The organism is Maribacter dokdonensis DSW-8 (assembly GCF_001447995.1).
GTDB lineage: Bacteria > Bacteroidota > Bacteroidia > Flavobacteriales > Flavobacteriaceae > Maribacter > Maribacter dokdonensis.
This window is the reverse complement of record NZ_LDPE01000002.1, coordinates 837,608-850,772: the sequence shown is the minus strand read 5'-3', so window position 1 is coordinate 850,772 and position 13,165 is coordinate 837,608. Positions and strand designations below refer to the sequence as shown.

12 protein-coding genes are annotated in these 13,165 nt (G+C 35.3%); 1 reads left to right on the top strand and 11 read right to left on the bottom strand.

The window, feature by feature from the left end; genetic code table 11:
• Window positions 1-97: 97 nt before the first annotated feature.
• The 5 genes from I600_RS13235 to I600_RS13215 all read right to left on the bottom strand — a co-directional run bounded on the left by I600_RS13235 (window position 98) and on the right by I600_RS13215 (window position 5,200).
• Window positions 98-1,162: a zinc-binding metallopeptidase family protein gene (locus I600_RS13235; protein ID WP_058105006.1), complete on the bottom strand. Its 1,065-nt coding sequence runs from the start codon at window positions 1,160-1,162 to the stop codon at window positions 98-100.
• A 34-nt stretch (window positions 1,163-1,196) separates the two neighbouring features.
• The gene (locus tag I600_RS13230; RefSeq protein ID WP_058105005.1) at window positions 1,197-2,039 is read right to left on the bottom strand and encodes a pseudouridine synthase; all 843 of its coding nucleotides are present in this window, start codon (window positions 2,037-2,039) and stop codon (window positions 1,197-1,199) included.
• A gap of 75 nt (window positions 2,040-2,114) precedes the next feature.
• The gene (locus tag I600_RS13225; protein WP_058105004.1) at window positions 2,115-3,020 is read right to left on the bottom strand and encodes a geranylgeranylglycerol-phosphate geranylgeranyltransferase; all 906 of its coding nucleotides are present in this window, start codon (window positions 3,018-3,020) and stop codon (window positions 2,115-2,117) included.
• Between the two features lie 12 nt (window positions 3,021-3,032).
• Window positions 3,033-3,971, bottom strand: a complete 939-nt coding sequence (locus tag I600_RS13220; RefSeq protein ID WP_058105003.1) for a mevalonate kinase family protein — start codon at window positions 3,969-3,971, stop codon at window positions 3,033-3,035.
• A 146-nt stretch (window positions 3,972-4,117) separates the two neighbouring features.
• Window positions 4,118-5,200 carry a diphosphomevalonate/mevalonate 3,5-bisphosphate decarboxylase family protein gene (locus I600_RS13215; RefSeq protein WP_058105002.1) on the bottom strand — a complete coding sequence of 361 codons (1,083 nt, stop codon included), beginning with the start codon at window positions 5,198-5,200 and terminating at the stop codon, window positions 4,118-4,120.
• A gap of 81 nt (window positions 5,201-5,281) precedes the next feature.
• Between I600_RS13215 and I600_RS13210 the strand changes: the two genes are divergently transcribed.
• Entirely contained in the window at window positions 5,282-5,755 is a 474-nt protein-coding gene (locus tag I600_RS13210) for a TspO/MBR family protein (protein ID WP_058105001.1), read from the top strand.
• On the opposite strand, the gene I600_RS13205 is transcribed toward I600_RS13210, so the two are convergent.
• The 6 genes from I600_RS13205 to pgmB are packed head-to-tail and all read right to left on the bottom strand — an operon-like array spanning window position 5,752 to window position 13,157.
• The gene (locus tag I600_RS13205) at window positions 5,752-6,291 is read right to left on the bottom strand and encodes a DUF1697 domain-containing protein (RefSeq protein WP_058105000.1); all 540 of its coding nucleotides are present in this window, start codon (window positions 6,289-6,291) and stop codon (window positions 5,752-5,754) included. The two genes, I600_RS13210 and I600_RS13205, sit on opposite strands and share 4 nt — an antisense overlap.
• Before the next feature lies 1 nt (window position 6,292).
• A complete protein-coding gene (locus I600_RS13200) occupies window positions 6,293-7,573 on the bottom strand; it encodes a BaiN/RdsA family NAD(P)/FAD-dependent oxidoreductase (RefSeq protein WP_058104999.1) in 1,281 nt (426 codons plus the stop codon).
• Window positions 7,573-8,265 (bottom strand): glycerophosphodiester phosphodiesterase, encoded by a 693-nt coding sequence (locus tag I600_RS13195; protein ID WP_082642966.1) that lies wholly within the window; start codon window positions 8,263-8,265, stop codon window positions 7,573-7,575. Before I600_RS13195 ends, I600_RS13200 begins: the two co-directional genes overlap by 1 nt.
• A 58-nt stretch (window positions 8,266-8,323) precedes the next feature.
• Window positions 8,324-10,099, bottom strand: coding sequence for an alpha-amylase family protein (locus tag I600_RS13190; RefSeq protein ID WP_058104997.1), 1,776 nt, complete (start codon window positions 10,097-10,099; stop codon window positions 8,324-8,326).
• A 38-nt stretch (window positions 10,100-10,137) separates the two neighbouring features.
• Window positions 10,138-12,441: a glycoside hydrolase family 65 protein gene (locus I600_RS13185; protein WP_058104996.1), complete on the bottom strand. Its 2,304-nt coding sequence runs from the start codon at window positions 12,439-12,441 to the stop codon at window positions 10,138-10,140.
• A gap of 56 nt (window positions 12,442-12,497) precedes the next feature.
• Complete coding sequence (gene pgmB / locus I600_RS13180; protein WP_058104995.1) at window positions 12,498-13,157, bottom strand: beta-phosphoglucomutase; 660 nt, start codon at window positions 13,155-13,157, stop codon at window positions 12,498-12,500.
• Window positions 13,158-13,165 lie beyond the last annotated feature (8 nt).

The following is a 13,165-nucleotide window of genomic DNA, read 5'->3' as shown; positions in this document are numbered from 1 at the left end:
CTGAAATGAATTCAGATAAATTTACCCGTATAACCTTTAATGCAATAATGCTATAGCATAAAATACTAACTCTTATTCTTTCAGAAAATTAATGAATTCATAAAACACCTTTTAACAATTTATGAATGAACTCCAATTTTTTCTCTACAGGTTTTGAGATTATAAACGGATAGGGATCGTCTTCTCCCAAAGAACGGTTCATACTATTAAGTGTAAATAAAAGGGGAATACCTGTTTCCATTATTCTACTAAAATCAGTAACGGTATATGGATCAAAAGCCGCATTCATTTTCAGGCTTTTCTTAGCAATTATTTTAGGATTTGATTTGAGACCGAAATTATATGCGGTTTCCAATACATCGGTTAAGTGTAAGTAATGGGACCACGTTTCTGCCCAATCTTCCCAAGGGTGGGATGATGCATATTTACTTATAAAACTTTGTTGCCAATTTGCCTTTGGACCATTATTATAATGGGTGGTCAATGCATCTGCATACGATTGAGATTCATCACCAAAAATGCTCCTAAAATCCGCTAATACCTTCGGATTATCACGAATTAGCAAATCCCAATAATAATGTCCCACCTCATGTCTAAAATGACCGAGCAAAGTTCTATACCGCTCTGCCATTTGCTGTTTTACCTGCTCGCGAACAACAGGGTCCGCTTCCGCTATCATAAGGGTAATTACACCATCTGCATGACCCGTTTTTAATCCTTTTGATTCTTCTAGAAGCTCATCTTTCTCCAAAAAATCAAAGCAAAAACCTTTATCATCATCTATTGTTTTGCTAACTACCGGTAGTCTAAAACGTAATAATTGATATACCAATCTGTGCTTGGCAACCTCAATATGTTTCCATTTTTTAAGATTATCATCATCTAAAAGATGCGGAATTGTTCTGTTCAGGGTACAGGCAAGACAGAATTTGCGACCTCTAGAAACGTCAACCAACCAGTTACAGACCGTGTGCTTATAGTTCTCACAATATTCATAGGTCTTTCCATCCAGTTCCTTAACCTGCCATGTAGCGGCACTTGGATCTAAAGAAACAATTTTATTGTAATATGATGAATAACCCAGTTTAAAACCGCAGTTTAAACATGTATTGTTTTCAAAAACAACCGTACTCTTACAATTGGTACACTGAAATAATTTCATATCCTATAGCCTTTATTAAGACAAGGAGCATGTACTATTTGATCATTTTGAAATTAATGATTTCTTGTTCTGTCAAATATCTCCAGTGCCCTCTTGGTAAATCTTTTTTGGTAAGACCACCATAAACTACCCTATCCAATTTTTGGATTTTATATCCTAAGGTTTCAAACAAACGCTCTACAATTTTATTTCTAGAACTATAAATTTCAATACCAACTTCCCTTTTGGGAGCATCTGCAATGAAACTTATATCCTGTACACGAACTACTTTTTCATCTACAACGACCCCTTCTTGAATTTTCTTTAAATCGGCACTTCGTAATTCTTGCTCAAGTACTAAATGATATATTTTACGTAGACCGTTGATAGGGCTTTTTAACGTCTTGATCATATTACCATCATTGGTAAACAAAAGTAAACCTGTATGTTCTTTTTCCAATTTATCTACAGGAAGTAATTTTGACTTAGAAGCACTTGATATTAATCCAGAAACGTGTCTTTTACCTCTTTCATCGCGAATGGTGGTAACAAAGTCTTTTGGCTTGTTAAGTAGTACGTATTCTCTTTTGACCGGATTCAATAATTGACCATCGAATTTTACCTCATCGCTTAACTTTACCTTGTAACCCATTTCGGTTACAGGCTTACCATTTACTGTTACACTACCGGCGGCAATGTATATATCGGCATCTCTCCTAGAACATACACCAGAATTGGCCACGTATTTATTTAATCGAATTGAATTAGGATCTTGTGGCTTACTTGGAGTTACATTTTTTTTAATGGGCGAATTACCACGGGCGTAGCTCTTTTTTTTAAAATTACCACCTTGCCTACCCGACGGTTTCTTACCTCTACTAGAATCATCCCTACTCATAATTGTACCAATTTTGCACAAAGGTAGCAAATTGCATTGCGGTTCAAATAGTTATATGCAACATATTACCAACAACTACAATATTCTATTTAAAACTAAGTCTATGTCAATAAGAAGAATACTGAACACCCCCATTACTATGATCAATTTGAGAATATTATGCAACCAAACATAATCTTTACGTGCCTTGGCCCTAAACAATAAGACTATAAACAACAGTAATAGAAGAACGCATAATATAAAATAGATATTCATGTGGCCTACATCAAATCTAAAAATCAATAATAACGACGGTACTAAAGTCAAAAGAATTAAAAATGAGATTACTAGTTTAGATGTTCTTGCGCCATAAATAATAGGAATGGTCCTATAATTCTGTGCTAAGTCACCAGAGATATTTTCCAAATCCTTAATTATCTCTCGAGCAAGAATAAGTAAAAAGAGAAATAGGGCATGCACAAATATTACCGTCTGTATGTTCTTATAATAAATAAACACCACAAAGAAAGGAGTAATAGCTAATGTGGCAGAAATAAAATTACCTAAAAACGGAATTCTTTTTAGCTTATGGGAGTAGATCCAGATACCAAAAATATAAGAGGAAAAAAAGAATACAGCTTTAAATGAAACATAACTGGCCGCAATTACCGCTATAAAATTCAACACAAAATAAGTAGTAAGCTTAAACCGTTGGCTTACCAAACGATCCAGCATACTTTTTCTTGGTTTATTTATGAGGTCTTTTTCAGCATCATAAAAATTATTAATGATATAACCACCCGCAATAACCAAAGCAGATGCCAATACGATAACAAAGAGATTAATATCCAATACTACTCTACGTACCGGAAGTTCAGGAGCAAGTATATAAATGGATGCCAAATATTGCGCTAGAGCTATAACTAAAATATTATATCCCCTAACTACTGAAAACAGACTCAATACTTTTAACAGTAAGAGTTTATTTTTTCTATTAAGCATTATGGAAATTACCTAAAAATTATAAACTACTTCCAGTTTATAATCTTTTAACGCAGTTTTAGCTTTTTCCAAATCTTCTGTAAACCCTAATATGTAGCCACCACCACCTGAACCACACAATTTTAGGTAATAGTCATTGGTGTCTATACCTTTTTTCCATAAATCATGGAACTTTGCCGGTATCATTGGCTTAAAATTATCCAATACTACGTGCGATAGCTGTTTTAAATTACCGAACAGGGATTTTATGTTACCATTTACAAAGTCTTCTACACAAGCATCCGTATGTTTTATAAATTGGTTTTTCAACATACTTCTAAACCCATCATTCTTCATTTGCTCCATGAAAATCTGAATCATAGGAGCGGTCTCACCAATAATACCGCTATCCAATAAAAATACAGCTCCTTTACCTTCTGCATTCTGTGATGGAATACTTGTTGATTCAATATTATCCTTAGAGTTAATGAGAATGGGCAAACTTAAATAACTGTTCAAAGGATCAAGGCCAGAGGACTTACCATGGAAAAACGACTCCATTTTACCGAATATCGTTTTTAGTTTCAACAATTTCTCTCTGGTTAAATTTTCAAGAACGGTAATTTTATGTTGAGCATACTTATCATAGATTGCTGCAACCAAAGCACCACTACTACCTACGCCATACCCCTGTGGTATTGAACTATCAAAATACATACCCGCTGCAACATCCGACTTTAAAGTATCCAAATCAAATGATACCAATTTAGGCTCATCTATGGTCAACTTTTCCAAATACAGGGCAAAAGCCTCTAAACTCTTGTTAGATTTTGTTGCCTCTTTAGAAACACTTGCGTCAGATTTTAAAGCCCCTTTATAAAAATTATAAGGAATGGATAAGCCTTTGGAATCTTTAATAATACCATACTCCCCGAAGAGAAGAATTTTTGAATAAAATAAAGGTCCTTTCATTTTTAATAACTAAGCAAGCATTGAACTTATATAAATATAGTCAAAGAAACACATAAAGTTGAACGTTTTACCCAAAAAGGTTAAACAAAGTAGTAAAACCGTTCTTTTTACAAACGTAGGTTGCATACAAATAGTGTGCAAATCATTTACAACTTCTTAGCACCCAGACCAATTCGATCACAAATATACTGCCCATTTTGACAAAAAGAAATTAACTTCTCTTTAATAAACGGAAAAACGATATCTTTTTCATTTTCGGGGTATAGCACATGTACATTTGCCCCTGCATCTAATGTAAAACAAACATGGGTATTGGATGTTTGTCTAAACTTCCAAATTTCATTTATAATAGAAAGCGTATTTGGTTTCATTAAAATAAAATAAGGATGACTAGTCATCATCATAGCATGCAAAGTAAGTGCCTCACTTTCTACTATACCAATAAAATCATTTAAGTTACCCTCTGCCAATATTGTACGCAGCTTATCTAAATTCTCATGAGCTTGTTCAAATCTTTGCGATGCAAACGGATGACCATGCATAAGCTCATGACCAACTGTACTACTTACTTGTTTCTCCCCTTTGTCTACCAACAAAATGGTATCATGAAAATTATTGAAGATATCATGTACTTTGTAGGGATATTTAACCCCAAACAAATTTGAACTACCTGCAACCGAAGAGGTTTCTCCCCACTGCACCAAAGGACCTTCAATACTTCGGCATGCACTACCAGACCCTAAGCGTGATATAAAGGATACCTTATTGTTGAAAAAATCATCAGTAATTGGTGCCGAAAAAGTCCTTTCCATTTCCATAAAACATAAAGCTAAAGCAGACATTCCACTGGCAGATGAAGCAATACCACTACTATGCGGAAATGTATTTGATGTTTTTATGACCAAATGATATTCTTTTAAGAAAGGTAGATATTTTTCTATCCTTTTTAAGAATGTTTTAATCTTTGGTTTAAACTCTTCTTTTGGCTGATCTTCAAAAAATAGATCAAAAGAGAATTCGTTATCCTTTCTTATTTTTTTCTTGTATTCTACACTGGTTTTGGTCATACAAGCGGCCAGCGTAAAACTTATAGACGGATTGGCAGGTATTTGATTCTCCCTTTTTCCCCAATATTTAACCAATGCAATATTGCTAGGTGATGTATACCCAACAATACCTTCTTCTTTCAATGTAATGTATGATGATGGAATAAAATCTTTTTCTGACATTGAATTTTCAATTTGTGCAAATATAGTTTTTAGGGCTATCAATTAAAATAAATCCTTATTTTAGAGCTAAACACCAGCCAATTGAAAAGAAAGCTTACCTACATATTTATCGGCATTGTAATATGTTCTACTATAGGTTTCTTGAGTAGTGTAGTTACGCAGAGCTCTGTAAATAGCTGGTATTTAACACTGAACAAGCCAAGTTTTAATCCACCTAATTGGATTTTTGCCCCCGTTTGGAGTGTACTCTACATTATGATGGGTATTTCTGCTGGTTGGGTCTGGGCAAAAGGTTTTCACCATAAATGGGTTAAGACCGGACTTTATCATTTTGGGTTTCAATTACTCTTAAACGGTTTGTGGAGCATTGTTTTTTTTGGACTTAAACAGCCCTTATTGGCCCTATTGATCATTGTAGCGCTATTAATTGTTCTGGCACTTACTATAAAATGGTTTAAGGTAGTCAGTAAATTTGCGGCGTATCTATTAACCCCATATTTCTTATGGGTATGCTTTGCTACTGCCCTAAATTTTAAAATATGGGAATTGAACTAATTGGACAGTTCTAACAGCTTACTCATTGTCCTGTAATTTCTAGTAGTTGCCTCAACTTTCAACTTACGCTCAACAAGATTATTATTCAATTTCGCTTTACCATAACCTGCTGTACATTTTAGATACATACAGCCATTGGTGACTAAAAAGTCTTCAGTTTTAAATGTCTCTTTGCTTAACTTATCTACAGCTTCTACGCTTGGTATTTCACTTAGCAGAACAAAGTAATTTTGCTTTAGCAAATTCTCATCATCTGTTTTAAACGGATTCCGATCTAATATTTCTTTTAATTTAGAAATGGTCATCACTATGACAGGAACGTTAAAATTAAAATGGCTGAGAATTGCCTTAGATATCAGATTTTCTAATTCTTTGGAATTTTCCAATCCACTTTTAAATACCACGTTACCACTTTGTATGTACGTTTTAACATCTTCCAATTTTTGCTTGGAGAGCAATTCTTTTAACTCGACCATTTGAATCTTATGCTTGCCACTTACATTAATACCTCTTAAAAATGCAATATAGGTGTTCATATTATTCAATATTTGTATTCAGATCGTTAACTACACCTTGGGCCGCAATATAACCTCCGGTCCACGCATTCTGAAAATTGAATCCGCCAGTAATAGCGTCCACATTTATAATTTCACCAGCAAAATAAAGATTAGTTAGTATTTTACTTTCGTAAGTCTTAAAGTTGATTTCCTTTAAATCTACACCACCTGCCGTTACAAATTCTTCTTTAAAAGTGCTTTTTCCATTTACTTGAAATATACCCGCTGTTAATTGTTCCGCCAAATTTGACAATTGTTGTTTTGAAACTTCGGGCCATGTTAAGGTATCATCTATATTAGAGGCTTTCACTAAATTAACCCACAGGCGCTTAGGTATATCCAATACCTTGGTTCTTAGAACGGTTTTCTTTTCTACCTGCTTTACCTTAAGAAATAATTCCAATAACCCATCATGATGATACTCCGGAGCCCAATTTACCTGTATTTTAAACTGATAATTGTACTGCTCTAAAATTCTTGCTCCCCAAGCGGATAATTTTAAAATAGCGGGTCCGCTCATACCCCAATGTGTTATTAACAAAGGTCCTTCTGAAGTTAAAACGGCAGTATCTGGTTTTAGTTTTCCTTTCTTTTTGCTAATATTCTTTTTAGGTATCACTTTGACCTCTGTATGTGTAGCCACACCAGGGATATCCGAAATACGCTCATCTTTAATATTAAAAGTGAATAACGAAGGAACCGGCTGAACAATACTATGCCCTAACGCTTGTACATAATTCCACATTTTTGGATTGCTCCCAGTAGCTAAAATGAGCTTTTTACAATACATATGACCATCACCAATGGCAACCTTCCATATTACCCCTTCCTCCTCTTTAATTTGCTCTATACCGGTTACAGAACAAAGTGTTTTTACCTGTATACCTAATCTATCGGCCTCTGAAAGAAAACAATCAATAATGGTTTGTGAGGAATTGGTGACCGGGAACATTCTACCATCTTCCTCAATTTTTAGGGCAACGCCGCGTTCCTCAAAAAATCCGACAGTATCTCCACTTGCGTAGGTATGAAAAGGACCCAATAACTCTTTTTGGCCCCGTGGATAGTTTTTGCTTAGATCTACAGGATTAAATTCAGCATGGGTAACATTACAACGCCCACCACCAGAGACTTTTACCTTTGTGAGTACTTCCTTACCTCGCTCTAAAATTGCAATTTTGGTTTGTGGTCTACTCTCAGCTATATGAATGGCTGCATAAAAACCGGCTGCACCGCCACCAATGACCAGAACATCATGCATTAATTTACTCGTTCAGGAAAGTTGGTAATTATGCCATCTACACCTACATTCTTCATTGCTTCAATATCTGCAGGTTCATTTACCGTCCATGTATAAATTTTAAAACCGGCATCATGTATTGCTTCGGCTTTTTCCTCATCTAATTTCTTGAAATACGGATTAATGGCCACTGCATTCAACTCTTTTGCCACTGGTATTGCTTCTAAAGGGTCTTCTTCCGTTAATACAGCAATGGCAACATTAGAATTATATTTGCGCATATCCTTCAACTCATCCCAATTAAAGCTGGAAATAATAAAATTATCGGGCGACCAATTTTTCTGCTCAATGTAATATTTCATAATATGATTTACCCTGTCTGCAGTACCAGCACCTTTTAGCTCTATGTTTAATGCCACTTTATTATCAATGAGTTTTAATACCTCTTGCAGCATGGGTATTTTATGCCCCCCATCAACAATTACCTGCATTAAATCTACTATATAATAATCTTCAATGTTGCCAGGTGCATTAGTAATTCGATCAAGCTTATCATCATGAAAAACTACTACTTCCCCACTTTTTATTTTAAAAACATCGATCTCTAACATATCAACCCCAAGATCCAGTGCCTTTTGAATGGATGGCAAGGTATTTTCAGTTTCGTGGCCCATGGCTCCTCTATGACCAATGACTAAAGGTTCTTTTTTCATATGACATGATGCTAAGGTTAAACAAATAAAAGCCAGGATAATTCTATAAAGCATGGGTTTATGATTTTAATTCAAAAATAAAGGATTCTAAAGGATTTAGGTTAATTGAAATATGACCTTCACCATTTTCTATACGTAAAGAATTCACATGACCATAAAGAGCATCGTGCAGTGGATAAATTCCTTCTTTTAATTTCCACAGATTCACCAAATCTACAGGTATTTTTAAGTCGAACGAAAAATGGTCGTTTACATCAAAATTTGAGACTATTATTAATTTTTGATTTTCCGACCAACGGACATAGGACAATACACGGTGATTATAGTTTTCGGTAATTTCTTTATTGTAGAAATGAATCTCTCTGTACGCACCCATTAAAGCCTCACTACTGATAGTGAAGTTCAACAAACGTTTGTAAAAATCTCGCAAAGCGGCTTCTTTGGGGCTAGATTGGCCGCCATCAAATTTTTTATCATTGACCCACCTTTGGTGATGCGGCACACCTATATAATCAAAAATAGAAGTTCTTGACGGACTACCAAAACCTGCATGTTCTGCTGCCGGCTCACCTACTTCTTGCCCAAAATAAATCATAGTGGGCGATGTACTTATGGTAGCGGAAACAACCATTGCCGGTCTCCCAATTTCTGCATTACCAACAAATTCTGGACTAGCAATACGCTGCTCATCATGGTTTTCTAAAAAGTGGAGCATATGATGCTCTATATCTCGTAAACCATTTTGTACAACCGGTAAGTGATCAGACCAACCATAGCCTTTCATAATATGTTTAAGTCCATCATAAAAATCCACTTTATCATATAGATAGTCCATTTTTCCCTTATGAATATATGTTCTATACAAATCTGGATTATAGACTTCTGCCATTAAAAAAGCATCGGGATTTTTCATTTTAATAGATGAATTCAAGTAACTCCAGAATTCAACAGGGACCATTTCTGCCATATCATACCTAAAACCGTCAACACCCATATTTAACCAATACAAAGCAATATCCTTAAATTTTCTCCAAGAACTCGGTACTACTTTTTTCTTCCAATACTCAAAATGTTCTTTATGGTCTTTTTCTCCATAATCGTTTGGCAGCATATCAAAATCCAGTCCGCCATCTGGTCTTACTCCATAATTGATGCGTACAGTTTCATACCAATCGTTCATATCCGGTTGCGGACTACGAGAACCATTACCGGTCCACTTTGCAGGAATCTCTTTTAATTTTGGATAGGAAAAATTTGGAGCATCACCACCTAAGGGAATATAACCATCTTGCCATTGTGGGGTTTTAAATTCCGTCCCCGGGATGTAATAAAAGTTATTGTCCTTTTGATACTCTACGGATGTATCATCTCCAAAACCAAAATCAGAAACACCCTTTGGATTAGTTTTCCCCTCATACTTTCTAGCTACATGATTAGGCACAATATCTATAATCACCTTCATGCCGGCCTTATGTGTACGCTCAATAAGTGATTTGAACTCTTTTAATCTATTTGATGGATTTTTAGCCAAATCTGGGTTAACATTGTAATAGTCCTTAACAGCATAAGGAGAACCAGCCCTGCCCTTGACTACATCTGGATCATCATTTGATATTCCTATTTCAGTATAATCATTTATTACGGCATGATGCGGTACACCGGTATACCAAATGTGGGTAACACCCAAATTCTTAATTTCCGTTAGTGCCTTTTTATTAAAATCAGCAAACTTGCCTACCCCATTCTCCTCAATAGTGCCCCAAGGCTTATTATTGGTATTCGTATTTCCGAACAACCTGGTAAATACATGGTAAATAACAATTTTATGATTCATGGGGCATTTTAATTTTTAGTACTAACTACAACAAGAAACTATACGGTGATCAACTCATCTGGAAACAACTCTACTTTTTTACCATTGACACGAATAGAAACTTCTTTGGTTCCAATTAATTGAAAAGTGGTACAATCAGCGGTTACGTTCACTTTTATGATCCGATTTCTAAAATTAACCTTAAATGAATATGCATTCCACTGATTTGGAATTTGAGGTTTAAACGATAATTTATCGTTTACCACACGCATACCACCAAAACCTTCAACAATACTCATCCAAGTACCGGCCATAGACGTAATGTGCAAACCTTCTTCTACCTCCTTATTATAATCATCTAAATCTAATCTAGATGTTCTTAAATAAAAATTATATGCTTGCTCCATTCTACCCAATTTAGCTGCCTGAATACTGTGCACACAAGGGGACAAGGAAGATTCATGAACGGTAAAAGGTTCGTAGAAATCAAAATGTCTCTCAAGGTCTTCTGTAGAGAAATCCTCTTCAAAAAAATAAAAACCTTGCAGCACATCTGCCTGTTTTATATAAGGTGATCTTAAAATACGATCCCAACTCCATTTTTGGTTAATAGGTCTTTCAGATTTTGGCAAATCATCCACCTTAACCAATTCTTTATCCAAAAAGCCATCTTGTTGCAAGAAAACACCATATTCCTTTGAATAAGGGAAATACATTTTATTGGCAACCTTCTTCCACTTTTCACATTCCCTATCGGTAAGTTTGGTTTTGCCCACCACCCTATGATAATCATCCGGATAACCGCTCTTAACCTTATCTAATTGGGTCAACGTATAGTTTATACACCATTTTGCCAAATAGTTGGTATACCAGTTATTATTGACATTATTCTCATACTCATTAGGACCCGTAACCCCTAACATTACATATTTATTCTTGTCTTTTGACAAATTAACACGCTGATGCCAAAACCTTGAAATGCCTATTAAAACCTCTAAGCCCATTTCTGGTATGTAGCTATAATCACCGGTATATCTAAAATAGTTGTGAATTGCAAAGGCTATGGCTCCATTCCTATGTATTTCTTCAAAGGTAATTTCCCATTCATTATGGCATTCCTCGCCATTCATAGTCACCATTGGATATAATGCCGCACCGTTTGAAAAGCCTAATTTCTTAGCATTTTCAATAGCCTTTTCTAAATGATTGTAGCGATACTTTAATAGTTTTCTAGCCACTTTATCATCTTTGGTGGCCATATAGAAAGGAATGCAATATGCCTCTGTATCCCAATAAGTACTACCACCATATTTTTCACCGGTAAAACCTTTAGGTCCTATATTTAAAGTAGAATCGGTCCCCAAGTACGTTTGGTTCAATTGAAAAATATTAAAACGAATTCCTTGCTGCGCTTTTATATCACCTTCAATAACAATATCGCTCATTTCCCAAATTGCCGCCCAAGCCTCTTTCTGTTTTTGCAACAGCCCTTCAAAGCCAATTTCACTTACTTCACTGAGTTTATTATGAGCAACTTGAACCAACTCCTCGTTTGGGTGATTTCGTGTAACGGTATAACCACCAAACTTTGTTAAAGTTACAGTTGCGTTAGCCTCTACCTCCTGTTCAAATTTCAATGAAACGAAATTATCCGTCTTTTCCGATGCAACACCTACAACTGTGGCACCATCATAATCTAAAGAAGCCTGCATAAAGGTGCAGGTCTTAAATTCCGTTTTCATAGTGTGCGCTTCAATAAACGCACAATTTTCTTCGATACTTACATTTGTGGTATTCCAAAATTTGTCGTCCCAATTACTGTCCTCATTGGTAATACCACTGTCAAGATATGGCTCAAACACCAAGGAAGCTTTGGTATTTAACACTTTGATTTGATATGAAATAGCACCTACTTCATCTATCTCCAAACTCAAAAATCGCTTTACCACAACTTCAATTTCCACATTATTTGAAGTTACCGCCAAAAAGCTACGTGAATACACGCCTTCTTTCATATTTAACTCACGTCTAAAGTTCGAAACTTTTTTGCAAGTGGCTAAATCTAATTCTTCACCATTTATTTTAATATTGATGCCAATCCAATTGGGTGCATTTAAAACCTTGGCAAAATACTCTGGGTAACCATTTTTCCACCAACCTACCCTGGTCTTATCTGGATAATATACCCCGGCAATATAACTACCCTGAAAAGTATCTCCTGAATAGGTTTCCTCAAAATTGGCACGTTGCCCCATGGCGCCGTTACCGATGCTAAAAATACTTTCAGAGGATTTGACATTTTCCTTATCAAATCCTTCTTCAATAATGCACCATTTATCTGGTTTTATATAATCTTGATTCATTAGTTTCTTGTTGTGTTACGATCAAAAATAAAGCAACTAGCTATAGCTATCTTTATTTATTTATTATTTAATAATAATTCCAAAAACTGATTATCTATTTCTGTGAAATCCTTAAAATTATACTGCGCTTCATTAAGAATATCTGGATCCCCAATTCCAATGCTGACCATATCTGCCGCATTAGCTGCTTGAATACCCGCTACGGCATCTTCAAAAACCACACAAAATTCCGGTTTAACTTTTAGGTTGTCCGCGGCAATTAAAAACACTTCTGGGTCTGGTTTTGCTTTGGTAACGTTGTTACCATCTACAATGCTATCAAAATATGGTAACAGACCTACTTTTTCCAATATAGGTTGCGCATTTTTACTGGCAGAACCCAAGGCAATAGGAATATTTCTTTCCTTTAAAAAATTTAATACCCTTGGTACATCTGGTAGAATTTCGCTAGCGTCCATCTTTTCAATATAGGCGAGGTAATCTACATTCTTCTCAATCATCCAAGTATCGAATTGTTTTTGTGTTGCCTTGACATTTCCTATTTCCAAAAGAATTTCCAAACACCTTTTTCTACTTACGCCCTTAAAAAGTTCATTTTGTTCTTTGGTAAATTCAAAACCCAATTCGTTTGCCAGCTTACGCCATGCCAAATAATGATATTTAGCGGTATCCACAATAACACCGTCCAAATCAAATATAAAACCTACTTTACCCATTGTATTAT

Bases quoted from the DNA above. Each gene is read 5' to 3' on its own strand.
- I600_RS13215 (WP_058105002.1), bottom strand. From the start codon at position 5,200: ATGTCAGAAAAAGATTTTATTCCATCATCATACATTACATTGAAAGAA.
- I600_RS13185 (WP_058104996.1), bottom strand. From the start codon at position 12,441: ATGAATCAAGATTATATAAAACCAGATAAATGGTGCATTATTGAAGAA.
- I600_RS13195 (WP_082642966.1), bottom strand. From the start codon at position 8,265: ATGAAAAAAGAACCTTTAGTCATTGGTCATAGAGGAGCCATGGGCCAC.
- I600_RS13225 (WP_058105004.1), bottom strand. From the start codon at position 3,020: ATGCTTAATAGAAAAAATAAACTCTTACTGTTAAAAGTATTGAGTCTG.
- pgmB (WP_058104995.1), bottom strand. From the start codon at position 13,157: ATGGGTAAAGTAGGTTTTATATTTGATTTGGACGGTGTTATTGTGGAT.
- I600_RS13200 (WP_058104999.1), bottom strand. From the start codon at position 7,573: ATGCATGATGTTCTGGTCATTGGTGGCGGTGCAGCCGGTTTTTATGCA.
- I600_RS13230 (WP_058105005.1), bottom strand. From the start codon at position 2,039: ATGAGTAGGGATGATTCTAGTAGAGGTAAGAAACCGTCGGGTAGGCAA.
- I600_RS13220 (WP_058105003.1), bottom strand. From the start codon at position 3,971: ATGAAAGGACCTTTATTTTATTCAAAAATTCTTCTCTTCGGGGAGTAT.
- I600_RS13190 (WP_058104997.1), bottom strand. From the start codon at position 10,099: ATGAATCATAAAATTGTTATTTACCATGTATTTACCAGGTTGTTCGGA.
- I600_RS13235 (WP_058105006.1), bottom strand. From the start codon at position 1,162: ATGAAATTATTTCAGTGTACCAATTGTAAGAGTACGGTTGTTTTTGAA.
- I600_RS13205 (WP_058105000.1), bottom strand. From the start codon at position 6,291: ATGAACACCTATATTGCATTTTTAAGAGGTATTAATGTAAGTGGCAAG.